The sequence below is a fragment of the Euzebyales bacterium genome, from assembly GCA_035461305.1.
GTDB lineage: Bacteria > Actinomycetota > Nitriliruptoria > Euzebyales > JAHELV01 > JAHELV01.
The window spans coordinates 31,438-56,187 of the sequence record DATHVN010000163.1 but is presented as its reverse complement, the minus strand read 5'-3'; the positions used below and the strand labels follow the sequence as shown (position 1 = coordinate 56,187).

Genomic DNA, 24,750 nt, shown 5'->3' with positions numbered 1-24,750 from the left:
GTCGCGTCCGACCAGGTGTCGTCAGGCCGCCGTGCGCGCCTCGATGTACGCGATGCAGTCGTCGAGCGTCGACACCTTGGCGTAGTCGCCCTCGGGGATGTCGACGCCGGTGCGCGCGGAGAGCTCGACGAGCACGTTGAGGAAGTCGAACGAGTCGAGATCGAGGTGGTCCCGCATGTCGGTGTGCGGGCCGAGGCCCTCGACGTCGGCGTCGGGCGCGATGGTGCGCACGACGTCCAGGATCGTGTCGCGCAGGTCGTCGGTCGTGGTCATAGCTGTGCTGGCTCCTGCAGGAGGCGGTCCACGGTGGCCAGGTAGCGGCCGCCGCGGTGGCCGTCGCTGACCCGGTGGTCGCCGGCGAGCGTTCCGATGACGCCGGTACGCGCCGTGACGGTGCCGTCCACCACCCACGGGCGAGCGGCGATGCGGCCGAAGCCGACCAGTGCGACCTGCGGCGGGTAGATCACGCCGTGGACGACGTCCGCGCCCCGGTCGCCGAGGTTGGTGACGGTGATCGTCGGCTCGACCATGTGCGAGCTGCGCAGCGTGCCGGCACGCGCGCCGGCGATCAGCTCCCGCAGGGCCGCCATGAGGTCGTCGACGGACAGCGCATCGGCACCAGGGATGGCGGGTGCGATCAGCCCTCCACCGCGCTGCGAGATCGCGACGCCCAGCCGTACCTCGTCGGCGGGCCGGAAGGCACCGTCGACCCAGTGCCCGTTCATGTCCGGCGCCTGCGCCGCGGCGACGGCGGCGGCCTTGAGCAGCAAGGCGGACGGTAGCACGCGCTCGGTGATCAGCTGGCCCTCGTTGCGGTCCGCCAGCCACGTCGTCGCGCGCGTCAGGTCGATGTCGGTGCGCAGGTAGTAGTGCGGGATCTGCTGCTTCGACCTGGCCATCAGCGCTGCGGTCACGCGCTGCTGCGCCGACCGCCGGTCGGCTCTGCCCGGCGCCTCCGGGCCGGCGGGCGCCGGCGCCGCCGGACCGGACAGCGCGACGACGTCGCGCGCGACGATCATGCCATGCGGTCCGGTGCCACGGATCCGGGTCGCGTCGACCCCGGTGCCGGCGAGCAGCCGGCGCGCATACGGCGAGATGCGCGGTCGTCCGGCACGCGCGACCGCCTGCTCGACGTCGGCTCGCGTGACCTCCCCGGCGGGCCCGGTGCCGATCACCGTGGCGAGGTCGATCCCGTGCATCCGCGCCAGGCGGCGCACCAGCGGGGAGTGGGCGGGTGCGGCCGCACCTTCCTCGGAGGGGGCTGGTCCCACCCGGGCCTGGACTGGCGCAGGTTCCACATGGGCCGACACCGGGGCAGGTGGCTCCAACGGGGCCGGTGGCACCGGCGCGGGTGCTTTCAGCGGAGACCGTCGGCCGCGTCACGCCCGCAGGCTCGGCCGCGGTCGAGGGTGCCGCGACCTCGGCTGCGGGCACGCCGTCGACCGGCGCGCGGATGCGGGCGAGCGGCGTGCCGACCGGCACGTGCGCGCCCTCGTCGACGAGCAACTCGTCGACGACGCCGCTGTCAAACACCTCGACCTCGATCGCCGACTTGTCGGTGTCGACGACGGCCACGATGTCCCCGCGATGGACGACATCGCCGGGGCCCACGCGCCACTCGACCAGGGTGCCGGCATCCATGTCGGCACCGAGCGAGGGCATGCGGAATTCAGGCATCGCCCGTCACCGCAGTGTGTGCGGCCGCGACGATGGCTGCCGGCTGCGGCAGTGCGGCCTGCTCCAGGTGTGCGGGATACGGCATCGGCACCTCCGCGGCGCAGACCCGCAGGATCGGCGCGTCGAGCTCGTGCAGGGCGTGCTCGGCGATGGTCGCGCTGATCTCAGCGGAGATGCTGCCGCTGCGCCAACCCTCGTCGACGATGACGACGCGGTGGGTCCGCGCCACCGACACCAGGAACGCGTCGGCGTCGAGGGGTCGCAGCGACCTGAGGTCGATGACCTCGGCACTGATGCCCTCACCGGAGAGCTGCTCGGCGGCGGCGAGCGTCTTCGGCAGGCTGCCACCGTAGGTGACCATCGTCACATGCCGGCCGGAGCGGCGGATCACCGCACGGTCGATGTCGACCGGGCCGGACTCCGTCGCGTCGCCCTCCACCCCGTAGAGGCTGCCGTGCTCGAAGATGAGGACCGGATCGGGGTCCTCCAGCGCGGTCCACAGCATCCAGCGCGCGTCCGCGACCGTCGCCGGCGCGAGCACCTTGATGCCGGGAATGTGCCCGTACCAGCCCTCCAGGCTGTGGGAGTGCTGTGCAGCCAGCTGGCGGCCTGCCCCCGTGGTCATGCGGATCACCAACGGCACGTTGAACTGGCCTCCGGACATGTGCAGGATCGTGGCGGCGTTGTTCATGATCTGGTCGAGCGCCAGCAGGCTGAAGTTGACCGTCATGATCTCGACGATCGGTCGCATGCCACCGAGTGCGGCGCCGATGCCCGCGCCCACGAACGCCGACTCCGACAGCGGGGTGTCACGGACGCGTTCGGGGCCGAACTCCTCGAACAGCCCGAGGCTGACCGCGAAGCACCCACCGTACGCACCCACGTCCTCCCCCATCAGGAACACACGGTCGTCCCGGGCAAGCGCGTCGCGCAGTGCCTCGCGCATGGCCTCGCGGTAGGTGAGCTTCACGCCTCCTCCTCCGCCGAGTCGCTGTAGACGAACCGGGTCAGCTCGGCGACGGGCTCGAGCGTGCCCGCCTCGGCGAACGCGACCGCGTCGTCGATCTCGCGGGTCACGTCCTGCTCGATCCGACCGACATCCTGGTCGTCGAGCAGGCCGGCCGCGCGCAGCCGCTCGTCGAACTGCGCGATCGGATCGTGGTGCGTCCGCTCATACTCGACCTCCTCCGACGACCGGTAGCGCTGCGGGTCGAACATCGAGTGCGCGCGGAAGCGGTAGGTCCGCAGCTCCAGGAAGTGCGGGCCACCACCACCGCGGATCGCACGGACCGCGTTGGCCGCCGCGTCCTCGACCGCGAGGACGTCCATGCCGTCGACGGGCCAGGCTGGCATCTCGTAGGCCGCGGCTTTCAGCGACAGATCGATTTCGGACTCCGAGCGCCGCAGTGCGGTGCCCATGGCGTACCGGTTGTTCTCGCAACAGAACAGCACCGGCAGGTCCCACAGCGCCGCCAGGTTGAGCGACTCGTGGAACTCGCCCTCAGCGACGGCACCCTCGCCGAAGAAGCACGCAGTGACACGCCTCCTCCCCGCGAGCTTGTCCGCCAGCGCCAACCCGACGGCCAGCGGCAGGCCACCGCCGACGATCGCGTTGCCGCCGTAGAAGCGGGTGGCCGCATCAAACAGGTGCATCGACCCGCCGCGGCCGCGGCTGCAACCCTCCACCTTGCCGAACATCTCCGCCATCACCGCGCGGGCCGACACGCCGCGCAGCAGCGCGTGCCCGTGCTCGCGGTAGGTGGCCACGACCGCGTCGTCGGCGTCGAGTACGCCGAGCGCACCAGCGGCGACCGCCTCCTGCCCGATGTAGAGGTGCAGGAAGCCGCGGATCTTCGTCTCGCTGTACAGCTCGGCGCAGCGCTCCTCGAAGCGCCGGACCAGCAGCATGCGCCGCAGCAGGACATGTGCATGCTCCCGGTCGGTGGCGGGCGATGGTGCGGGTGCGGGCGTGGTCATCACAGGCGCTCCAGCGTCGACGTGTCCCCCTCGGGCAGGCCCAGCTCGCGGGCCTTCAGCAGCCTGCGCATGATCTTGCCGCTGCGCGTCTTCGGAAGGTCGGTGGAGAACTCGATCACCCGCGGCGCGACGGCCGCACCGAGGCGACGCCGCGCATGGCCGAGCAACTCCAGCTGCAGCTGCCTGCCGGGCTCGTGGCCCGGGTTGAGCGCGACGAACGCCTTGACGATCTCACCTGCCAGCGGATCGGGCGTGCCGATCACCCCCACCTCCGCCACGGCGGGGTGCTCAAGCAGTACGCTCTCTACCTCGAACGGACCGATGAGGTGCCCGGCGGACTTGATCACGTCGTCGGCGCGGCCGACGAACCAGAACCAGCCGTCGGCGTCCCGGCGTGCCAGGTCGCCCGACAGGTACCAGTCCCCGGCGAAGGTCCTGGCGTAGCGCCCGGGCTCGTGCAGGTAGCCGCGGAACATCGACGGCCACCCGACCCGAAGCGCCAGCATGCCCTCGACGTCGGAGGCGTCGATGAGCTCAGGGACACCGTCCGTGATGACCGGTCGCATGTCCCGGTCGACCCGCACGACCGCCGCGTCGATGCCGGGCACGGGGCGTCCCATCGAGCCGGGCCTGATCGGGCTAGCGGCGAAGTTGGCGATCATGATCGCGCCGGTCTCGGTCTGCCACCAGTTGTCGTGGATCGGCCGGCCGAGCACCGACGCACCCCACACCACCGCCTCCGGGTTGAGCGGTTCACCGACGCTGGCGACGAACCGGAGGCGGCTGAGGTCGAACTCGGCGGCGAGATCGGCACCCGCCCGCATCAGCCGGCGGATGGCCGTGGGTGCCGTGTACCACACCGTGACCCCCAGCCGCTCGACGATCCTGTACCAGCGCGCCGCGTCGAACTCGCCCGTGTCGACGATGCTGGTGACCCCGTGCGCGAGCGGTGCGACGATGCCGTACGACGTGCCGGTCACCCAGCCGGGGTCCGCCGTGCACCAGTAGACGTCGTCGCTATGGAGGTCGAGGGCGTACCTGGCCGTCGCGTGGTGGGCGACGACCGCTCCGTGCACGTGCATCGCACCCTTCGGTGTGCCGGTCGTCCCGCTCGTGAAGTGCAGCAGCGCCAGATCATCGGGGGCGGTCGCGCGCCGCCGGTGCGCCGGCGACGCGTTTGCCAGCGGGCGGTCGAGGTCCACGGTGCCTTCCGGAGGCGCGGCGTCGCCGACGTCGGCGACCAGCACGTGACGCAGCGTGGGCACGGCCTCGCGGATGCCGGTGACCTTGCGCTCGTACAGCCGCGGCGTGGTCACCAGCGCCACGCCGTCACCGATCGCCAGCCGCTGGCGGATCGGCTCCGGCCCGAACGCCGAGAACAGCGGACAGAACACGCTGCCGTGCTTGAGGGTGCCGAGTGCGGCGATGTAGAGCGCGGGGATCCGCCCGACGAGCGCGAAGACGCGTTCGCCGGACCGGACGCCGAGGTCGTCCAGCATGTTCGCGAACCGGTCGGTCGCGTCGGCGAGCTGGGTGTACGTCAGATCGACGACGTCCAGGTCCGTCCCGACGAACCGCAGGGCGACCACGTCCCGCCGTGGTCCCGCAGCGTGGCGGTCGACCGTCTCGTGTGCGATGTTGAGCCCGCCTCCGGGCAGGCCGTCGAGCTCCCGCGCCGCGTCCTCCCACGAGAACGTAACCCTGATCCGGTCGTAGTCGTCAAGGTTCGGGCGGACCGGCCTGGTCCCCGGCGCCTTGGCGATGACTGGCCACGGGGCGGCGGCCGGGGCGCTGACGCCGACCTCCGCTGTGGTACCGGGCGACCGCAGGTCGCGTGACGTCATCCGACCGCCTCCTGCAGGTTGCTGCAGACGGTAGGTGCCCGACGCAGGCGGAGCATGGGCACTCCGCCCCCTCCCACACGGGTCTTCCGTCACGCGCCGGAACGTCAGGCCGAGCTGTTGCGGCTCACGTGCGACGACGGAGGGTGACAGGTCGGACACCGGGCTACGAGCCCGCCAGCGCTGGCCGTCCGCGTCACCCGATCGGGGGACGCCCGTTGGCCTGCCGCAACCGGGACGTTGGTCTCTCGCACCGCCCATCGCTCGACGCAATGCTTCAGCTGCACGGCACCGTCCACCGCGGGAGGCATAATGCAGATCGCCAAGCAATGGAGCGTCGACATCTACCTCACCGAGCTTTCCGACGCGGCCGGCGTCCGAACCCACGCCGAGGCGCGACTGCACACGCAGGACGCCACCGACCTGCGAGGCCGTGGCGACGCGCGCAAGCACCCCGCTGACAGGGACGTGCCCGAGATCGGCGACGAGCTTGCGGCCGCCCGAGCGCTGTCGGACCTCGCGCACCAGCTCCTGCACGCGGCCGCGGAGGACATCGAGGGTGTGACGGGAACGCCCGTCACGAAGCTCGACGCCTGATCGGCGTCGGAGCCCGGGGGACGTCATGACAGACAGCCGAGCCGACCACCCATCGCAACGCCGCGCCGGTCGATGGCGTATGTTCGCCACCGTCGCGACACTGGCCGTCGCGTGCGCGGTGGTCACCGCTCCGGTGCCGGCCACAGCCGCCGTGGCGCCGGTGCCGTCGACGGAGGTCACGTCACCGGCCGTGACCGGGCTGGAGCCGGGCCGCGTCGACCTGTTCTGGCGGACCACGTCGGGACGCCTGGCACACCGCTACCGCCCGGCCGGCGGATCCTGGACCCGCCAGCTCGGCCTTGGCGGCACGCTGGCGTCCCAGCCCGCCGCCGTGTCGTGGGCGCCGGGCCGCATCGACGTGTTCGCGCGCGGTACGGACAACACGCTGGTGCACGGCTGGTACCGCAACGGCTCCTGGTCCGGATGGGAGTCGCTCGGCGGTACGCTCGCGTCGGCACCCGCGGTCGCGTCGTGGGAACCCGGCCGGCTCGATGTGTTCATCCGTGCGACCAACGGTGCGCTACGCCAGCGGACCTATGTGTCGGGACAGGGCTGGTCCGGCTGGGGCAAGCGGGGAGGCGCGCTGACCTCGAGCCCGGCCGCGACGTCATGGGGTCCCGGCCGCATCGACGTCGTCGCCCGCGGCGCCGGCAGCGCACTGCTGCACCGGTCGTTCAGGGAGGGCGCCGGCTGGTCGGCGTGGCGGACGCTGTCGGGTGGGTTGATCTCCCAGCCCGCGGTCGCCGCGCCCGTCCCCGGCAGGCTGGATGTGTTCGCCCGCCGCACCGGCACCGCGATGTGGACCCGCCGGCAGGTGAACGGCACCTGGAGCGGCTGGACGTCGCTGGGTGACACGCCCGCGTCGGGCCCGTCGGCCACCGCGGCCGGCGACACGGTCCGCGTAGCCGCCAAGCGGACCGGCGGCCGCTACGCCACCGCGACCCGGTCCGCTCCGACCGCCGCATGGGGTCGCTGGTCCAGCGTCGATGCCCTGCTGCCGTTCCGCCGTCTGTCGACCTGGGTCGACGTGTTCGACTACGCGAGCCTCGACCCGGAGACCGCCGTCGCCCACATGGCCACGCGCGACGTACGGACACTGTTCCTGGCGACCGCGCGGTTCACCAGCACCAACGACTTCCACAACGCCGCGGAGGCCGGGGCCTGGCTCGACGCCGCCCACGCGGCCGGCATCCGCGTGGTCGGCTGGTACCTGCCGGCCTACGGCAACATGGACCGCGACGTCCGACGCACCGTTGCGATCGCGACCTTCACCAGTCCTGGTGGACAGCGCTTCGACGGTGTCGGTGTCGACATCGAGCGCCTCGACGAGGTCACCCGCGCCCAGTTCAACACGCGGCTCGTCGACCACCTCGCACGGGTGCGCGCCGCGACGGACACCATGACCGCCGCGATCGTGCCGTCGCCGTACGCGACCGATCCAGGTAGCAACTGGGTGGGCTTCCCCTGGGCGGCTGTCGGCGCGCGCAGCGACGTGGTCGTCCCGATGGCGCTGTGGTCGAAGCGCGACGCGTTCACGGCCGACCAGGTCTACACGTGGGTCCGAAGCCAGACCGTGCGCGCACGCGCGCTCAGCGGGCGGCCCGTCACGGTGGAGGGCGGCGTCGATGATCCCGGCACCGAGAACACGCCGGTGACCACCGCCCGCGTGTCCCGCTTCGTCGATGCGGTGATCGACGGCGGCGCCATCGGTGGCTCCCACTACGACTACGCCACCACCCCCGCCGCGCTGTGGCCGATCCTCGGCAGGCTCAACGACCTCTGACGCGCCGGCTACGGCGGGCGGCGCGACACGTCAGCCGTGGACGACCACCACGGGCAGCGCGCCGTGGTGCAGGCACTGCATGCTGACCGAGCCGAGCAGCAGGCCGGGGAAGCCTCCCCGGCCTCGGCTGCCCACGACCAGTAGGCCGTCGTGCCCGGCGGCGTACTCGAGCAGGCGGTGGGCGGGCGCGCTGCCGGAGATCGCGACGGCGTCGACGGTCACCTCGACCCCCGCCGTGGCCTTGGCCACCAGGTCCTCGAGCGCCTGCTGCGCCTCGGCGTGGCCGTGGGTCCAGAGCCTGTCGACCGCGGCGTGCTCGACGCCACTGGCGATGCCGGCCGTCAACGTCGCGGGCACGGGCGGATGCACGTACACCGCCGTGACCGGGCGGACGTGCACCGCCGCATGGTCGACGGCCCACCGCAACGCCGCGGCCGCGTGCGACGAGCCGTCGACGCCGACCACGACCGATCGCGGGAGCGCGATGCTGGCGCCGCCAGGCGCCGCGGGGCCGGGGATGACCGCGACCGGGACGTTGGCGTGGGCGGCGACCTGCTGGCTGACGCTGCCCAGCAGCAGCCCTGCGAACCCGCCCAGGCCCCTGGCGCCGACGACGACGAGGTCGGCGTGTCGGCTGCGCCCTAGCAGCACGTTGGCCGGGGTGCGGTGGTCCGTCGTCGCAACCACCTCGACGTCGACCGGCACGGCCGCGGCGCGCCGGCCCGACCGCGCGACCATGCGGTCGACGTGCTCGCGAGCCCTCGCGTGCTCGTCGTCGAGCGGCACCTCCCGATCCAGGGGACCACGGAGGCTGGGGACGTCGAAGGCGTGGACGACGGACACGTCGGCGTTTCGTGCCCTGGCCTCGCGCAGGGCCCAGCGCAGCGCGCGCTCCGACCGTACGGAGCCGTCCACGCCCACAAGGATCCTCATCTCGACTCGATCCTCGTCACTCGAACCGTGCGCACACTCTGCAGCACGCGCGCGCGGCGGTCGCGGTGCAAAGGTCCCTCCTCGGCAAGGGAGAAGTCCCCGGAGGCCTGCTCCCGGTCCCGGCACACTGGTCGCCAAGGCCAGGCACCGCGGGATGCGATCACCGGACGCCGCATCCCGCTGCACAGAGCGAGGAGTGACGTCACGACGGACGGACCGACCGCGGTCGTCGCCTTCGGCCGGTGTGACCACGGTGACGACGCGGCAGGACTGATCTCGCGGACATCCTCGAACAGCACGGTCCGGGCGGGCTGACGGTCGTCAGGGCTCCCGCACTGACCGTCTGCCCACCTCCTACCCCCACGGTGGCCAGCAGGTCAGCCTCGTCGACGTGATCGACGCCGCCGGGAGCGATCGCACCGACCTCGTCGTCGAGCTCTTCTGCATTGAGGGACGGTGGTTCACGCCGCAGGCGGGTGTCTCACCCGAGGTGGTCGCAGCCGTGCACGACCTCGCCGACAGGGTCCTCGGCGCGCTCGCCGGCGGACGGGGCGGGTCGTGGAACGGCACGTCGCAGGGCGTCGCGGACTGACGACCCGGCACGCCGGGACGCATTGACCGCAGCGGAGCCGTTTCCTACCATGAACGCCTCAGCAGCGCGGCCCGCCGAGGCGTGCTGTGTGTGAGCGCCGTGACAGCGCTGGTCAGGAGGGTCGGTGGAGCGGCGCACGGACCCCCTGCGAGCGCCCAAGCACGCGCGGCTGACCCTCGACGACCTGCTCGGTGAGCTCCTACGCCAGACCCAGGAGATCGTCGGGGTCCGTGACGGGCTGTGGCGCCTGATCGAGGCCATCGTGAGGGTCGCCTCGGCGGAGCTGTCCCTCGCGAGCGTGCTCGACCGCATCGTCGAGGTGGCCGCCGACATGGTCGACGCCGAGTATGCGGCCCTGGGTGTGATCGGCGAGGACGGCCGACTCCGCGAGTTCGTGCACACCGGCATGCCCGACGACACGGTCGAACAGATCGGCCACCTCCCCGAAGGGCACGGGATCCTTGGGCTGCTGATCACCGAGCCCAGGGAGCTGCGGCTCGACGACCTCTCCACGCACCCGGCGTCGGTCGGCTTCCCCGAGCACCACCCGCCGATGCACTCCTTCCTCGGGGCGCCGATCGCGGTCCGGGACGAGATCTACGGCAACCTGTACCTGACGAACCGGCGAGGCGGCCACGGGTTCACCGACGACGACCTCGAGCTCGTGAAGACGCTGGCCGCGGCGGCCGGCGTGGTGATCGCCAACGCCCGGCTGCACGGCGTGGCACTACGCCGTCAGCGCTGGCTGGAGGCGACACGCGACCTCACAGGAGCGCTGCTCCGGGGGTCCGACGAGGCGCAGGTGCAGCAGATGGTCGTCGCGCGCTTCCGGGAGCTGGCCGAGGCTGTGACCTGTCATCTGGCGATGGCCGTCGGCGACGACCTCGTCGTGGTCGCCTCCGACGGGCTCGACGCGGACGAACTGGTCGGGCTGCGGCTCTCGCGCGATGACTCGATCATGACACAGGCGTACGCGGAGGGCCATGCCCTCGCCGTCGACGACCTCTCGTCGCTCGAGCGCGCGGGAGATCCACTGCCGAGCACGAGGGCAGGGGGTCCGGCGATGGTCGTGCCCATGCGCGTACGGGACGAGCCACTGGGCGTGATCACGATCACCCGTCAGAAGGGCAACGGTCAGTTCAGCGCCGACGACCTGCGGGCGGCCGAGGATCTCGCCGCGCAGGCCGCGCTCGCGCTCGACTACGAACACGCGCAGGCGCAGCGGCGGCGGGCGGCGATCTTCACCGATCGCGATCGGATCAGCCACGACCTGCACGACCTCGTGATCCAGCGCCTGTTCGCGGCCGGCCTCGAGCTCGACAGCGTCACGGCGCGCACCGACGACCCGGTGGCCGCCGATCGCATCCGAGGCGCCGTCGACGAGATCGACGCGGCGATCACCGATCTGCGGTCGTCCATCTTCGGGCTGCACGCCCGGCGCAGCGGGGCGTCGACGGTCAGCCGGCAGCTCGCGGAGATCTGTCGGACGGGCGAGCAGTTGCTGGGCTTCGCCCCGGTGTGCGAGATCGACCCGGCGGTCGACATCGATGTCCCCGACGAGATCGTGGTCGACCTGCTCGCCGCGGCCCGCGAGCTTGTGAGCAACATCGGCCGCCACGCGCAGGCGTCGCACGTGACCCTCCGCCTGCAGATCGTCGAGGAGAGCGTGCACCTGGAGGTGTCCGACGACGGCCGCGGCATACCCGCCGGTGGTCGACGCAGTGGGTTGACCAACGTCGCCGCACGCGCCGAACGGTTCGGCGGCTCGATGCAGATCGACAGCGACCCGTCGGGCACGCGCATCCAGTGGCGGGCGCCTCTGCCCTGACCTGGATGTCGCGCGTCCTGCCGGTCGGACGCACGCCGTGCCGGTCTGGTCGCGGCCGTTCGGCCTGTCGGCAGCGGGCCCGTCGGAGGGGCAGGACCGCCAGGCCGTGACCCCGGGCTCGTCACCCGTCAGAGGTCGCCACGGGTGGGCTCCATAGCAGACCGCGGCAGTGCGAACGACGCGTGGTCGCGTTCCTCGACAGGGCGGCCGGACCGGTCCCGGTGCCGCCACACGTGCCCGTTCGGCACGATCCGGGCGAGATTTCACCGTGGCGATGCGGTGATCGTCACCCCCGCACGGTGACCAGCCGATCGTCTGCCGCTGATCGCACCCGCCGTCGTTGCGCACCCGCACCCGGCGGCCAGGCACGCCACAGCAGCAACGCGAGGAACCCGGCGAGCGTCACGAGCACCACCGACAGCCACGGCGACGGGAAACGGAACAGCACGAGGGTCGCCGCGGTCGTGAGCGCCACGACGTAGGTGACGCGACGTCCGAGCGGCGCTCGTGTGATGGTGATCGCCAGGATGGCCAGGCCTGTCAGCAGCAGGGCGCCGAACCACAGCGGCTCGCGCCAGGCCGGCGCAGCGTCGCGTCCGGCTGCCACCTCGGCGCGCTGCGCGATGCCCAGGATCGTCCGACGTTCCATCGCGAAGCCGATCGGGCCGACGACGCGGTCCCACACGACATCGCCGAGCGCGCCGACCGTGGCGTTGCGGTTCCGCACGATCAACCGCGTCCCGCCTTCACCGTCCGGACGGACGCCGAACGTCCAGGTCCACGGCGCTTTCCTCGGGCGCGGCGGGCCGGTCGGGCGTCGGCGACGCCAGCACCAGCGCCCGGCCGGGCTCCACGTCGGCGACCACCAGTCCGAGGTGGGCCGGGTACCCGGGCTGGGTGATCCAGATCTGATCCCCGACGCCGATGTCCTGCTCGCCCGGCAGGATCTCGTCGATCGACGTGATGTCCATGCCGAACACGCGCTCGAGCCAGTCGTAGCTGTACAACCCGCCGCGGCCCTGGCCGAACTGGGCGATCCACGGCCACACGAGCTGCGGCGAGGCGTCGACGGTGACGGCCCGGGTCGTCGCCATCGCGGGTTCCTCGATGAGGTCGTCGCCGGGCAACGTGCTGGTGACCTCACCATCGGTGGCGCCCCAGCGGTCGGACCAGCGCTCGACCCCCACGGCCCAGGTCACGCCCATGACGGCCAGGATCAACGCCGGCATGGCCATGGCGTCCTCCTTCCGGGTCACTGCCGCGCAGCGGGACCTCGTGCGAGCGCCTGCACCAGCCGGCCGGCCTCGACGACGAGCCCGATGCCGGTCCCGACGATCGCGAGGATCAGAACGGCACGCGCCACCGTGCCCCACGCCGGGTCGTAGTCCGAGAAGTCGAACGGGAAGACGTCGTACAGGCGGAGCACCACGGCCAGCGAGATGCCGGACAGCCCGAGCTGCATGACCGTTCGAAACGTCGGCTCGTCGTACGCCAGGTACACGACGTTGACCGCGATCGTCGCCAGCAGCGACAGCTCCAGCAGGGGCAGCACGCTGGCGAAGTCGTCGGTGAGGAACGTTAGGAGGTCCCACTCCAGGACGTTGTCGACGACGTACAGCACCATCGCGTTGATCACGATCGTGATCACGTAGCCCGTCCGTCGTGCCCCTGAACTCGCACGCGCACGTTCACGCCGACCGGTCCAGGTCATTGCGATCACCCCTATGGCTTCGTGCCAGTAGTTGCCGCGCGACGCGCCCGGCGCTGGGCCGCGCGCACGACGGCGTCGGCAACCTCGACGCCCTCCCGCCCGTAGCACCGGGTGGACTTGCCGGGCTCGAGCTGCTTGTAGACCGTGAAGGAAGTGCCGGATCTCGGCGAGGAGAACCGCGGGGCGTCGTCGACGTCCCCCGGACGTGCGCCCACCACGGATCGCGCGACGGGACGCACAGCAGCTTCGGGTCGGTCCCCGCTTCGTCGTGCATCCAGAATCCGCCGACCGCCCGGACGACGATCCAGCAGCCGGGGAAGGTCGGCTCCTGCAGCAGCGCCATCGTGTCGAGCGGATCGCCGTCCTCCGACGAGGTGTGCCGGATGAACCCGTAGTCGGCGGGGAACTGGGTCGCGGTGAAGAGCGTCCGGTCCAGCCGGATCACACCGTGGTCCGGGTCGAACTCGTACTTGTTGCGACAGCCCCGGGGGATCTCGATCACGGGTTCGAGCGCCGCAGCATCGCCGTGGTGCTCAGGCAGCCGACCACGAAGGCGACGCCGCACGATCGTCAGCGCCGGGTGACCGACCGCCGCGGCGCGTCCGGCAGTGGCCCTCCGAGCGGCGCCATCAACGCACGCAGCGCCTCCTCACGTTCGCGCAGTTCCTGCTTGTACCGTGAGTTGTCCGTGTCCGAGATCTCGTACCGCAGCTCACGCAACGCCGCGTCGAGCACCTCACGCAGGACCTCCGCGTGCTCGTCGGCGATCTGGTACTGCATGGTCCTCTCCTCCTCGACGACATCGGATGAACGACGACAACCGACCGGCGATCAGGTCGCGGCACTGGGCCGGTGGGCCTCGGCCACGAGCCGCTCGCCCCACTGGCGTGCGCGCTCCTCGTCATCGTCGACCAGTGGCCCGTCGTGTCCGTTACGTAGAAGGTCTCCGGCGGCGCCACCATGTGCAGCCCGAGCTTGCGCAGGCCCCGATGGGCGCCGCGTCCGGCCGAGGGCATCCACCGGATCCACCGCGGGCCGGCGAGCATCGTGTCGAACGTCGCCGCGGACGGCCTGGCGTCCCCGACGTCGACCGCAGCGAGCCACTCACGCAGCCCGATCCCCCGCGAGACCAGGGCATGCTCCGCCTGCTGCGCCGCAGACCGCCGCGTACCGGGCCGGCTCATCCCGAACGCGTGCGTCGGTCCCCCGAGCACCAGCAGGCTGACGTCGTCAGCGATCGCGGTCGGCGCGTCGCCGACCTCGACCAGGTCGACGTCAACGCCTCCGCCCACGCCGTCAGCGACCGCCCGCGCAATGGTCGCCGTGTTCCCGAACATCGACTCGAACACCACCAGTGCTCGTGTCATCGCGCCACCTCATCCGCCGGGACGGCTCGTGACCCCATTGGACATCGCGCGCACGACGTCGGGCAGGCCGGTGGGCCCTGCGCGCATGAGAACAACGGCCCGAGGCCCTGACGGAGGAGGCCACACCCTCACCGCGCCGGGTCGCGCGCGACGACGGTGCCGCGTTCGCCACGCACGATGGCTGCGGCGTCGGTCAGCAGCAGCAACGCTTGGGCCCGGGCCCGCCGGGCCAGCAACGCCGCGGCGACCTTGTCCACGACCGCCTCCACGCCCCTGAGCACACCGTCGTCCGACGTGACGGGGATCCCTCCGCCACCTGCACACACGACCAGCACGCCCGCGTGCACGAGAAGCGCGATGGTGCGGGCCTCGACGATCTCACCTGGCTCCGGGGACGCCACGACGCGGCGGAACCCGTCGCCGTCGGGTGCCACGCTCCAGCCATGCTCCGAGGCGAGGCGGCGTGCGTCGACCTCACTGTAGACGGGTCCGATGGGCTTGCTCGGCGCGCCGAACGCGGGGATCGCCCGGGTCGACGAGCGTCTGCGTCAGCACCGTCGCGACCTCCCGTCCCGGCAGGGCGTTGCAGAGCGCCTGGTCCAGCAGGTAGCCGATCAGCCCCTCGCTCTCGGCGTCGAGGACGTCCAGCGGCCTCGGTTCGGTTGACACCTGCGCCATGCTCTGCAATGCGAGCCGCCCGACCTGTGGACCGTTGCCGTGGGTGACGATGACGTCGTGCTCGGTGGCGAGCTCGGCGATCGCCGCCGCCGCGACGGCCACGTTGGTCCGCTGGACCGACACGTGCGGCGCTGGCCCCGCCGCAGCAGCGCGTTGCCTCCGAGTGCGGCGACGACCCTCACCGCCGCGAGGCGGCGAGGTTGTCCAGCAGTGGCTCGAGCGCGTCGGCCAGGGTGGGGCGCCCCGCGTCACGCAGCTCATAGGTCGCGTGCCGGATCGGGACCTCGACGTGCAGGATGCGTCGCAGGTCGATCGGCGTGCCGGTGACCACGACGTCGCACGGCGTCGCCGTGATCGTCGCCGCGAGCTCGTCGATCTGTTCCTTGCCGTAGCCCATGGCCGGCAGCAGCGGCCCGATGTGCGGGTAGCGCGCGAAGGTGCTGGCGATCGACCCGATCGCGTACGGACGCGGGTCCATCAGCTCGCGCGCGCCGGCGTGGCGCGCCGCGACCGTGCCGGCGCCCAGCGGCATGCCACCGTGGGTCAGCGTCGGGCCGTCCTCGACGACGAGCACCCGCTGCCCGGCGAGCGCCGGACCGGGTTCGAGCGTCACCGGCGAGGCCGCCTTCACGACGGTCGCAGCAGGGTTCGTCCGGGCGACCGTCTCGACGACCTCGGCGATCGCCGAGAGCGGGGCCGAATCCACCTTGTTGACGACCACGACGTCGGCCATGCGCAGGTTGACCTCGCCCGGGTGGTAGGACAGCTCGTCGCCGGGCCGCAGCGGGTCCGTGACCGTGATCATCAGGTCCGGCACGAAGAAGGGGAAGTCATTGTTGCCGCCGTCCCAGATGACCACGTCGGCTTCGGCCTCCGCCCGGCGCAGGATCGCCTCGTAGTCGACCCCGGCGTACATCACCATCCCCTGGCGCACCGGCTCCTCGTACTCCTCGAGCTCCTCGATCGTCGGGTTCGCCGCGTCGATGTCGGCCAGTGTGGCGAAGCGCTGTACGCGCATCGCCTCCAGGTCCCCGTACGGCATGGGGTGCCGCACGAGCGCCACTCGGTGGCCCGCATCGATCAGCAGGCGGCCGACGCGCCGGCTCGTCTGGCTCTTCCCCGCACCGGTCCGGGTCGCGCACACGGCGACGACCGGCCTGGTGCTGTGCAGCATCGTCGCGTCGGGTCCCAGGAGCCGGAAGTCCGCGCCCGCCGCCATGGCGATCGAGCCGCGATGCATGACCTCGACGTGAGGCAGGTCCGAGTAGGCGAACACGACCTCGTCGATGTCGTGGTCCCGCACGACCTCCGACAGCCGCTCCTCACCGACGATCGGGATGCCGTCCGGGTAACGCGGCCCGGCGAGGCTCGCGGGGTAGGTCCGGTCGGCGATCCCGGGGATCTGCGCCGCCGTGAAGGCCACGACGGTCGTGTCAGGATCGTCGCGGTACGCGACGTTGAAGTTGTGGAAGTCGCGGCCGCCGGCTCCCATGATCACCACGGTGCGCATGTCAATGTCCTCCGGGTGCGTCGTCGCTCATGAGACGGCCGTGGGCTGGGCGTAGGGCCGGTCAGGGCCCCGTCGACGGTTTCTCCTGCTCACGCCAGCGGATCCAGACGTACACGGGGATGCCGGCCAGGAGCATCAGGAACCCCTTGAACACCACCTCGTCGCCTGCACCGGCGATCGCCCACATCGCGTAGGCGAAGGCCAGTCCCGCGATCACGGCGTCCCGCCCGAGCCGGGCGCCCGATCATGTTGCCGATCACCAGTGCGGTCGTCATGCCCCATCCCCAGACGGGACGAGCCGGTGGACGTCGTGGAGGCCATGTGCCCACTCCCTCACGAGATCCTTCAGGATCGCCCTGGAGGCTCCGCAGCGCCCAGGGTCCAAGGGCCTTGTGCGCACGGCCGTACCGCCCGCTCGGACCGACCAGATGCGATGGTCCCGGCACGGGCGGGCGCAACGCCCTTCCATCCGCGAGGTGGAGGATGCACAGTGTGTGCATCGAGACCGCGACAGCAGGAGACGCGCACCATGAAAGACCTGCGCGCACGCGTCGGCGACCGCCTGGTGATCAGGCGGCACCACGTCGGTGAGCCGGACCGCGACGCCGAGATCCTGGAGATCCGGGGGGAGGACGGTCGCCCCCCGTACGTCGTGCGGTGGGCCGATGACGGCCGCGTCGGCTACTTCCTCCCGGGGTCGGACGCGTTCGTCCAGCACTTCGACGAGCCGGACGACTGACGCGCCAGCACGACCTCGCAACGGATCCAACCGCGTCGACGCCCGCCGACGCGCGCACCCACGAGGCGATCCTGTGCGTGTGGGAGGAGATCGCCGGCAGGGATCGGTCAGTGCTCCGCGACCGCATCCAGGCGGCGTGCCGCGCGGGCGTGCATGTCGGGATCTTCAGCGACGCGTCCGCGCGCGTGGTCGACGATGACCTGGCCACGCGTCCTGACGGACCCGGCACCCTGCATCTTCTCACGGACGGTGGGGTCGGCGTGCACGCGTGCGGCCCGGACGGCCTGCGCCGAAGCACCGTCGTACCGGAGGATCCAGGCGGGGCGGGAGGCGCCATGGCCGCCGCCGCACGCTGGATGGCCGCAGTGCTGGCTCACTGCGGCATCGGTGCCGGCCTCGTCCTGGTCGTCGGTGCCCGCCTCGCGTCCCTCGTGCGGCCCGACGCCGCCGGCGTGTGCGCGGTCCCCGAACTCGCCCGCGCCACCGTCGTCGCAGCCGATCCGGCGTGGCACCGGACCGGTGCGGTCGCTGGCCCGCCACAGCTGTGCGACCTGATCGACGGCCAGCTTCGGCGGCGGGCCGACGGCCGCGTACCCGACATCGATGCCGATCCGTCCTGGACACTCGCCCTGCGGGTCCCCGACCACCCCGCGGACGCGGCCGTCCAGGCGACGCTGCTGACACTCGCCGACGGAAGCTTCGGCAGTCGGGGGTGTCTGGAGGAGGACGCGCCCGGCTCCGGAGCGGTCGTCGCGGCCGGCGTCTACACCGACAGTGGTGACCGTCGGATCCTGCTCCCCGGGCCGGCATGGACGGCGTTCGACGGCGTGACCAGCCGCGCGGGCCGGCGCGTCCTCGACCTGCGCACCGGCGTCCTCCTGCGCGAGTCGGACGACGGGTTCAGGTCCATGCGGTTCGCGTCGGGCGTGCGTCCCGGAGTGATGGTGATGCGTGCCGAGGCGGCGGCCGGCTTGTCCCCCGGTGACGCGTTGCGGCCACGTGACGGAGGCTGGGCGGACGACTGCACCGCGACCGCGCGTGCGAACCGTGGCGGCGGTGTCGTCGCGGCCGCGCGCCAGACCCAGGCTGCCGGCGCCCTGACGCGCATCGAGCGGCTGGCCGGCTACGTGGCGCATCCGACCCGACGCCCACGCTCTGCCGACGCTCAGGAGGTCCTCGAGGACGCCGCCGCCGCGGGCTTCGACGTTTTGCTCGCCGAGCAGCGGGCGGCGTGGGCGAGGCGCTGGAGCGATGCGGCGATCACGATCGATGGCGACCCCGACGCGCAGCTCGCCGCTCGGTTCGCGCTGTTCCACCTGCTGTCGACGGTCGCCGACGGCGGCGAGGCGGCGGTCGGCGCCCGCGGCCTGAGCGGACCCGCCTATGACGGCCACGTGTTCTGGGACGCCGACGTGTTCGTGCTGCCCGTGCTCGCCGCGACCCACCCCTCCGCCGCACAGGCGATGCTGCGCTACCGGGTGGCGCGGCTCGACGCGAGCCGGCGGCGGGCTGCCGCTCTCGGCTTCGTGGGCGCGCTGTGGCCCTGGGAGTCCGCCGACGACGGCGACGACGTGACCCCGCGGGCCACCTTCGACCGGTCCGGGACGCTGGTGCCCATCCGCACCGGCGCGGCCGAGCAGCATGTCGTGGCCGACATCGCGTGGGCTGTGATGCACTACGCCGGATGGACCGGCGACGATGCGTTCCTCGAGGGGCCCGGCATGCCGCTGGTCACCGAGGGCGCGCGGTTCTGGGCGTCACGCGTGGACCACGACGACGACGGTCGGGCGCACGTCCGCGACGTCATCGGACCCGACGAGTACCACGAGCTCGTCGACGACAACGCGTTCACCAACGTCATGGCACGGTGGCATCTGCGTGCCGCGGCTGCGCTGGCCGAGCGGTACGGCGTCGCGTCTCCAGCGGAGGCCAGACGCTGGCGGGAGGTTGCCGACGCGCTCGTCGACAACCACGACCCGCGGACGGGGCGCTACGAGCAGTTCGCCGGCTTCTACGGCCTCACACCCCTGATCATCAGCGACATCGCCCATCCGCCGGTGGCTGCCGACCTGCTGCTGGGACGCGATGTCGTGCACGCGTCCCAGGTGGTCAAGCAGGCCGACGTCCTGATGCTGCACCACCTGCTGCCGGACGAGGTCGCACCGGGATCGCTCCGGCCGAACCTCGACTACTACGCCCCGCGCACGGCGCACGGCAGCTCGCTGTCGCCGGCCATCCATGCCGCCCTGTGGGCCCGAGCGGGCCGACCCGACCGCGCCCTCGACCTGCTGCGGGTCGCCCTGCGGCTGGATCTCGACGACATGACCGGCACGACGGCCGGTGGGCTGCACGTCGCCACGTTCGGCGGGGTCTGGCAGGCGCTGGTGTTCGGCTTCCTGGGGTTGCGTCCAGCCGGAGCAGCGCTCCTGCTCGATCCCGTTCTGCCGGCGACGTGGAACAGCCTCGAGGTCATGCTGCGCTTCCGTGGTGGACGCGTGGTCGTGCGTGCGCACCATCACCATGTCCACGTGGCGTGCGAGCGTCCGGTGTCCGTCCGCCTCGGGCCTGACCGTCACGGCGTGACCGTGGCGCCGCCTGGACGTGAACTGCCGCTGCCGGGGCGGACGGAGGGCATTGCATGAAGGTCATCGCGGCCCTCGACACGAGCACAGCAGCACCCGCTGTCATGGCGACGGCGCGGGTGGTGGCCGACCGCCTCGCCGCCGACATCGGTGCCATGCACGCACGCCGGGACGGGGAGCCGACGGCCACGAACCGCATCGCCGCCATCGCCGAGCGGCACGGAGCGGATCTCGTCGTGGTCGACCGTCGTGCCATCCCAGCCATCACCGATGCGGCGGCACGCGGCGACATGGTCGTCGTCATCGGCGCCCGCGGCACCTCCTCCGGGAAGCTGCCGGCGGGCCGCACGGCCCTCGCCGTCACGGCACGGACGCGGTGCCCCGTCGTCGTGACGCCGCCGACCGCGCCGATCACCGACGTGCGGAGGGTGCTCGTGCCCGTGGAGGGCACCGCCGACCCCGGCGACGCGACCGACCTGCTCGGGCGGCTCGCCGAGCACGGGGTCGAGATCGTGCCGCTCCACGTGTTCACGCCCTCCACCGTGCCGTCGTTCTGGGATCAGCCGCACCACGCGGCGCCCGCGTGGTCGGCCGACTTCGTGTCACGGTTCGGACCGCGAGACGCCGGGGACCTGTGGCTGCGATCAGGCGACGTGGCGGACGCCCTGCTCGACGTCGTCGACAGCGCGTCAATCGACCTCGTCGCGCTGACCTGGTCGCAGGACCTGAGCAGTGAGCACGCGCCGGTCGTGCGTGCCATGCTCGCCCGCTCGCCAGTGCCGGTCCTGCTCGCTCCGGCGCACCGAGGGTCCTGACCACGGCGTCCGACGGCGGGTGCTACGGGACGACCGCCACCGTCCCGGTCGCGTGATGCAGGCACTGGTGGGTCACCGATCCGACAAGCATCTGCCCGACCGCCCCGTGCCCCCGAGTGCCGACGACCAGCAGCGCGTCCGCACCGGCGTGCTCGAGCAGCAGACCGGCCGCGGGCCCGGTGCCGGCCATCCGGTCGACCTGGAGGCCGGAGGGCTACGGTCGACCGACGCCAGGCCGGTCGACCCGCCGGGACAGGGCCATCGTGCCCACGACCTCGCGAAGTGACGCGGTCGTGGGCCACACGAGGCCAACGCAGGCCGATGCCGGGCCGAACGGCCCGGACCGCGACACCGGTGCGAGCGACGCTGGGTGCGGCGCCTGATCCGGCGATGCCGCCCCAAGGGGTCCATGATGCACGAGCACGTTCGACTCGGTCGGATCGCAGGCGTCACCGTGGGATTCAACTGGAGCGTCCTCGTCATCTTCGCGCTCGTGACGCTCGGGCTGGCCGCGGGTCAGTTCCCGATGGTGTATCCCGGGAGGACCACCGCGGCCTACGCCCTTGCCGGGCTGATCGCCGGGATGCTGTTCTTCCTGTCGCTGCTGGCGCACGAGATCGCCCACGCGGTCGTCGCGCGCCACAACGGTGTCGAGGTCGACGGCATCACGCTGTGGATGCTCGGTGGGGTCGCACGGCTGCAGGGGGAGCCGGCGACACCATCCGCGGAGCTGAGGATCGCCGGCGTCGGACCGGCGGTGAGCCTGGCGCTCGCGGCCGGGTTCGCCCTGATCGGCGTAGGGTTGCGGGCCATCGGATCGGCGGGCCTGCCGACTGGCGTATGCATGTGGCTGGCCACGATCAACCTGGTGCTGGCGGTGTTCAACCTGATCCCGGCCGCGCCGCTGGACGGTGGCCGCCTCCTTCGTGCGCTGCTCTGGCGGCTGCGGGGCGACCGCGTGGGTGCCGCCGTCACAGCCTCCCGGGCGGGCAGACGGTTCGGCTGGCTGCTCGTGGCTCTCGGTCTCGTCCAGTTCGTCATGGCCGACCCGGGCGGGCTGTGGCTCATGCTGCTCGGCTGGTTCATCACCACGGCGGCGACGGCGGAGGAGCAGCAGGCCGAGGTCACTGGTGCACTCGCGGGCGTGCGGGTCGCGGACGTGATGTCGCCCGACCCGGTCACGGTGCCGGCGGAGATCACGGTCGCGCGGTTCCTCGATGCCTACGTCTTCGCACACCGTCACTCGACGTTCCCGGTGACCGATGATGGGCGGCTGACCGGCATGGTGACGCTGCAACGGGTCAAGCGGATCCCTGTCGGCCGGCGGGCCGCCACGCCCGTCGGCCAGGTCGCCTGCCCGCTGGCCGACGTTCCGGTCGCCCGATCTGACGATGCGCTGTCAGACCTGCTGCCCCGGATGACCACGGCCACGGACGGCCGCGCGCTGGTCGTCGACGGGGACCGCCTCGTCGGCCTGGTCTCGCCGAGCGACGTCGTTCGCCGACTCGAGATCGCAGCGTTGCGTCCCCGGCGCCCCGAACACACCTGAGACGACACCCGTTCGATCCAGGCAGGTCGTCGGACCGGCGAGGACCTTCGGCCCTTGTGCCAGGCAGGGGCGCACACGACGGTCAGGTCGTGACGATCACGGCTCCGGGTGCTGCTCGCGAGACGGGAGCAGGCGGACATGGCTCCGCGGTGCAACAGTGGGCGTCGACGCGGCACGTGTACGTCGACAACCTCAAGGTCGTCCTGATCGCGGCGATCATCGCGCTCCACGCGATCCTGGGCTACGCGGGAACGATCGAGGCGTGGTCGTACACAGGCGTGCGGGAGGTCACGCTGTCGCCGGTGACCGAGGGGGTGCTGCTGGTCGTCGTCACCCCGTTCGGGCTGTTCATGATCGCGCTGCTGTTCCTCGTCGCCGGCCTGCTCACCCCGCCATCGCTGGAACGCAAGGGCACTGCACGGTTCATGCGTGACCGGCTGCTGCGGCTGGGGGTTCCGTTCGCCCTATTCGTCGGGGTGGTGCAGCCCACGATGATGTACGCGCTCGAGCACCCACTGGGTGCCGCACCCGGCTCCTACTGGGACGCCTACCTCGGCCCCGAACGACAGCTCGACACCGGTGTCCTGTGGTTCGTCGGTGTGCTGCTGCTGTTCTCCCTCGCCTATGCGGCATGGGCACGCGTGTGGCCGCACCGCCCCGGCCGACGTGCACCCGCCCAGATCACCGCACGCCACCTGCTGCTCGTCGCTGCCGCCACCGCACCGGCGGCGTTCCTGGTCCGCCTGGCGTACCCGTACGCGAGCGAGAGCGGCTTCTGGGACCTGAACTACTGGGAGTGGCCCGCGTGCCTCGCGGTCTTCGCGCTGGGGATCACCGGCTCCCGGCGGGGCTGGCTGGCAGCCGTCCCCGCCCAGCTCCGCCGACGGTGCGGCGCCATCACGCTGTGGGCGGTCGCGGCCATGGCGGTTTTCCTGGCCGTCGCGAGCGTCCTCGACGTGATGGATGCCGCCATGGGGAGCTGGCACTGGTCGGCGGTCGTGTTCGCCGTCATCGAGACCGCGCTGACCGTGTTCGGATCGGTGTGGCTGCTCGGCGTCGCGCAGCGCCGTCTCGATCGTCGTATCCGGTGGGGTCCGGTGCTCGCCCGCAGAGCCTACGGTGCATTCATGGTGCAGGGCGTCGTCCTGATCGGACTCGCCGTCGCCCTGCGCGCCGCACCGCTGCCGGCCGAGGCCAAGGCGCTCATCGTGGCAGGGGGCGGCATCGCCGGCTCGTTCGCGCTCGCCTGGTTGCTCATCAGCCGCGTGCCGGTGGTGGCGCGCATCCTCTAGCGGCGTGTCCAGGCAAGGCGTCATGCGGCGTCGCAGAACCGTCGGCCTGCCGTTTCCGGGGCGGACGACCGTGTCGGACCGGCCACGAAGCTGGCCGCGCCGTACGCGCGGCACCCGTGTCAGCCGCGCACGCTCGACAGGACGCGCGAGGCGACCCTGAGGATCTGGGGGTGCGTTCTGCCGATCACGCGCTCGTACAGGGCCGTGTATCGGGAGACCATCGCCGAGGCCGAGAAGCGGTCGGCCACCCGGCGACGGCAGGCCGTCCGGGACAGGCCGGTGGCCTTCTCGACAGCCGTGCACAGGCCGTCCACGTCACCCGGCGCGACAAGGTAGCCGGTCTCGCCGTCGACGATGACCTCGCCGGCCGCGCCCCTGTCGTAGGCGACGACAGGGGTGCCGCAGGCCATCGACTCGGCCAGCGCGAGTCCGAACGGCTCGTCCCACGCCAGTGGCGCCAGCGTCGCGATCGCGCCGGCCAGGATCGCAGCCGACTGGGCCGCCGAGCCGTTGAGCACGAGATCGACGTCGACGTCGGTCAGCAGCGGTCGGAGCACCTCGTCGAGGTAGCGGCACTCGTTCGGCTCGTTGATCTTCAACGCCATGCGCAGCGGCCGGCCGAGGTGGCGCGCCACGCGGATCGCGACGTCCGGCCCCTTCTCCGGGTTTGCGCGACCCACGAAGGCCAGGTGACCCTGGCTGTCGGGCGTGCCGCGGAACGGGAACCGCGACAGGTCGATGCCGTTGTGGACGACCTCGACGTCCAGACCGCTCGGCGCCCGGCGCGCATGGTCCTCACTGATCGCGGCGATGTGCAGGCCCGGCGGCAACGCGCGGTAGGCCGCGGCGATGTGGGGCTCCCACGGCCCGTGCATCGTGTGCACGACGGGCGGCCCGCCCCCTACCGCCGCCAGCGCCGCGCCCACGATGGACGAGTGGTCGTGGATCATATCGAAGTCGTCCCGTGCCTCGTGCGCGCGCATCCAATGCGTGATCTCGTGCGCGGGACAGCCGAGCGCCCGCGACGGTGGCTCGTCGAAGACGGTCCACAGCCGCGCGGTCGTCCGTGAGCCACCCGACGCCAGCAGCGTCACGTCGTGTCCGCCAGCGACCAGGCCATCGGCCAGGTTCGCGACCACACGCTCGATGCCGCCGTAGCCGGTCGGCGGCACGGCAAACCACGGTGGCGCGATCTGCAGGATCCGCATGCCTCCCCTTTCCGCCGCTGGGCCCACCCAACACTGCCCTGCGCTGCGCACACAAACAGGGCCCAACGGCC

At 72.1% G+C, this 24,750-nt stretch carries 26 protein-coding genes; 9 read left to right on the top strand and 17 right to left on the bottom strand.

What is annotated here, in order from left to right:
* Window positions 1–21 precede the first annotated feature (21 nt).
* The 5 genes from VK923_15495 to acsA form a co-directional block, all read right to left on the bottom strand.
* Window positions 22–273 carry a phosphopantetheine-binding protein gene (locus VK923_15495; protein ID HSJ46077.1) on the bottom strand — a complete coding sequence of 84 codons (252 nt, stop codon included), beginning with the start codon at window positions 271–273 and terminating at the stop codon, window positions 22–24.
* Window positions 270–1,271, bottom strand: coding sequence for a 2-oxo acid dehydrogenase subunit E2 (locus VK923_15490; protein ID HSJ46076.1), 1,002 nt, complete (start codon window positions 1,269–1,271; stop codon window positions 270–272). Before VK923_15490 ends, VK923_15495 begins: the two co-directional genes overlap by 4 nt.
* A gap of 398 nt (window positions 1,272–1,669) precedes the next feature.
* Window positions 1,670–2,647 carry an alpha-ketoacid dehydrogenase subunit beta gene (locus VK923_15485; protein ID HSJ46075.1) on the bottom strand — a complete coding sequence of 326 codons (978 nt, stop codon included), beginning with the start codon at window positions 2,645–2,647 and terminating at the stop codon, window positions 1,670–1,672.
* Window positions 2,644–3,654, bottom strand: coding sequence for a pyruvate dehydrogenase (acetyl-transferring) E1 component subunit alpha (pdhA, locus tag VK923_15480; protein ID HSJ46074.1), 1,011 nt, complete (start codon window positions 3,652–3,654; stop codon window positions 2,644–2,646). Before pdhA ends, VK923_15485 begins: the two co-directional genes overlap by 4 nt.
* Complete coding sequence (gene acsA, locus VK923_15475; protein ID HSJ46073.1) at window positions 3,654–5,498, bottom strand: acetate--CoA ligase; 1,845 nt, start codon at window positions 5,496–5,498, stop codon at window positions 3,654–3,656. The genes pdhA and acsA overlap by 1 nt, the downstream gene beginning before the upstream one ends.
* Window positions 5,499–5,807: 309 nt before the next feature.
* On the opposite strand from acsA, the gene VK923_15470 reads away from it, so the two are divergent.
* Window positions 5,808–6,092, top strand: coding sequence for a DUF1876 domain-containing protein (locus tag VK923_15470; GenBank protein HSJ46072.1), 285 nt, complete (start codon window positions 5,808–5,810; stop codon window positions 6,090–6,092).
* A gap of 79 nt (window positions 6,093–6,171) precedes the next feature.
* A complete protein-coding gene (locus VK923_15465) occupies window positions 6,172–7,875 on the top strand; it encodes a hypothetical protein (GenBank protein ID HSJ46071.1) in 1,704 nt (567 codons plus the stop codon).
* A 30-nt stretch (window positions 7,876–7,905) separates the two neighbouring features.
* Here the strand turns inward: VK923_15465 and VK923_15460 are convergent, their stop codons facing one another.
* Window positions 7,906–8,808, bottom strand: coding sequence for a universal stress protein (locus tag VK923_15460; protein HSJ46070.1), 903 nt, complete (start codon window positions 8,806–8,808; stop codon window positions 7,906–7,908).
* A 391-nt stretch (window positions 8,809–9,199) separates the two neighbouring features.
* Here VK923_15460 and VK923_15455 point away from each other — a divergent pair, with 391 nt between their 5' ends.
* Window positions 9,200–9,400, top strand: coding sequence for a hypothetical protein (locus tag VK923_15455; GenBank protein HSJ46069.1), 201 nt, complete (start codon window positions 9,200–9,202; stop codon window positions 9,398–9,400).
* 124 nt (window positions 9,401–9,524) lie between these two features.
* Window positions 9,525–11,228 (top strand): GAF domain-containing protein, encoded by a 1,704-nt coding sequence (locus VK923_15450; protein ID HSJ46068.1) that lies wholly within the window; start codon window positions 9,525–9,527, stop codon window positions 11,226–11,228.
* Window positions 11,229–11,514: 286 nt separating this feature from the next.
* Here the strand turns inward: VK923_15450 and VK923_15445 are convergent, their stop codons facing one another.
* The 9 genes from VK923_15445 to VK923_15405 all read right to left on the bottom strand — a co-directional run bounded on the left by VK923_15445 (window position 11,515) and on the right by VK923_15405 (window position 16,711).
* Window positions 11,515–11,961 (bottom strand): hypothetical protein, encoded by a 447-nt coding sequence (locus VK923_15445; GenBank protein HSJ46067.1) that lies wholly within the window; start codon window positions 11,959–11,961, stop codon window positions 11,515–11,517.
* Between the two features lie 13 nt (window positions 11,962–11,974).
* Entirely contained in the window at window positions 11,975–12,463 is a 489-nt protein-coding gene (locus VK923_15440) for a hypothetical protein (GenBank protein HSJ46066.1), read from the bottom strand.
* Window positions 12,464–12,480: 17 nt separating this feature from the next.
* Window positions 12,481–12,876, bottom strand: coding sequence for a hypothetical protein (locus VK923_15435; protein HSJ46065.1), 396 nt, complete (start codon window positions 12,874–12,876; stop codon window positions 12,481–12,483).
* Window positions 12,877–12,950: 74 nt separating this feature from the next.
* Window positions 12,951–13,154 (bottom strand): hypothetical protein, encoded by a 204-nt coding sequence (locus VK923_15430; GenBank protein ID HSJ46064.1) that lies wholly within the window; start codon window positions 13,152–13,154, stop codon window positions 12,951–12,953.
* 355 nt (window positions 13,155–13,509) lie between these two features.
* Window positions 13,510–13,719, bottom strand: coding sequence for a hypothetical protein (locus tag VK923_15425; protein ID HSJ46063.1), 210 nt, complete (start codon window positions 13,717–13,719; stop codon window positions 13,510–13,512).
* A 715-nt stretch (window positions 13,720–14,434) separates the two neighbouring features.
* On the bottom strand, window positions 14,435–14,740 hold the full coding sequence (locus tag VK923_15420; protein HSJ46062.1) for a hypothetical protein: 306 nt from the start codon (window positions 14,738–14,740) through the stop codon (window positions 14,435–14,437).
* A gap of 40 nt (window positions 14,741–14,780) precedes the next feature.
* A complete protein-coding gene (locus VK923_15415; protein HSJ46061.1) occupies window positions 14,781–15,107 on the bottom strand; it encodes a hypothetical protein in 327 nt (108 codons plus the stop codon).
* A gap of 55 nt (window positions 15,108–15,162) precedes the next feature.
* Entirely contained in the window at window positions 15,163–16,494 is a 1,332-nt protein-coding gene (locus tag VK923_15410) for a cyclic 2,3-diphosphoglycerate synthase (protein ID HSJ46060.1), read from the bottom strand.
* Window positions 16,495–16,555: 61 nt separating this feature from the next.
* On the bottom strand, window positions 16,556–16,711 hold the full coding sequence (locus tag VK923_15405) for a hypothetical protein (GenBank protein HSJ46059.1): 156 nt from the start codon (window positions 16,709–16,711) through the stop codon (window positions 16,556–16,558).
* Between the two features lie 312 nt (window positions 16,712–17,023).
* On the opposite strand from VK923_15405, the gene VK923_15400 reads away from it, so the two are divergent.
* The 3 genes from VK923_15400 to VK923_15390 all read left to right on the top strand — a co-directional run bounded on the left by VK923_15400 (window position 17,024) and on the right by VK923_15390 (window position 20,630).
* Window positions 17,024–17,233 carry a DUF1918 domain-containing protein gene (locus VK923_15400; protein ID HSJ46058.1) on the top strand — a complete coding sequence of 70 codons (210 nt, stop codon included), beginning with the start codon at window positions 17,024–17,026 and terminating at the stop codon, window positions 17,231–17,233.
* Between the two features lie 110 nt (window positions 17,234–17,343).
* Window positions 17,344–19,875 carry a glycosyl hydrolase family 65 protein gene (locus VK923_15395; protein ID HSJ46057.1) on the top strand — a complete coding sequence of 844 codons (2,532 nt, stop codon included), beginning with the start codon at window positions 17,344–17,346 and terminating at the stop codon, window positions 19,873–19,875.
* A complete protein-coding gene (locus VK923_15390) occupies window positions 19,872–20,630 on the top strand; it encodes a universal stress protein (GenBank protein ID HSJ46056.1) in 759 nt (252 codons plus the stop codon). Before VK923_15395 ends, VK923_15390 begins: the two co-directional genes overlap by 4 nt.
* A 22-nt stretch (window positions 20,631–20,652) precedes the next feature.
* Here the strand turns inward: VK923_15390 and VK923_15385 are convergent, their stop codons facing one another.
* Window positions 20,653–20,820, bottom strand: coding sequence for a universal stress protein (locus VK923_15385; protein ID HSJ46055.1), 168 nt, complete (start codon window positions 20,818–20,820; stop codon window positions 20,653–20,655).
* Between the two features lie 264 nt (window positions 20,821–21,084).
* On the opposite strand from VK923_15385, the gene VK923_15380 reads away from it, so the two are divergent.
* Both VK923_15380 and VK923_15375 read left to right on the top strand, forming a co-directional pair.
* On the top strand, window positions 21,085–22,179 hold the full coding sequence (locus VK923_15380) for a site-2 protease family protein (protein ID HSJ46054.1): 1,095 nt from the start codon (window positions 21,085–21,087) through the stop codon (window positions 22,177–22,179).
* Window positions 22,180–22,328: 149 nt separating this feature from the next.
* Window positions 22,329–23,471, top strand: a complete 1,143-nt coding sequence (locus tag VK923_15375) for an acyltransferase (GenBank protein ID HSJ46053.1) — start codon at window positions 22,329–22,331, stop codon at window positions 23,469–23,471.
* Between the two features lie 119 nt (window positions 23,472–23,590).
* On the opposite strand, the gene VK923_15370 is transcribed toward VK923_15375, so the two are convergent.
* Window positions 23,591–24,679 carry a glycosyltransferase family 4 protein gene (locus tag VK923_15370; GenBank protein ID HSJ46052.1) on the bottom strand — a complete coding sequence of 363 codons (1,089 nt, stop codon included), beginning with the start codon at window positions 24,677–24,679 and terminating at the stop codon, window positions 23,591–23,593.
* Window positions 24,680–24,750 lie beyond the last annotated feature (71 nt).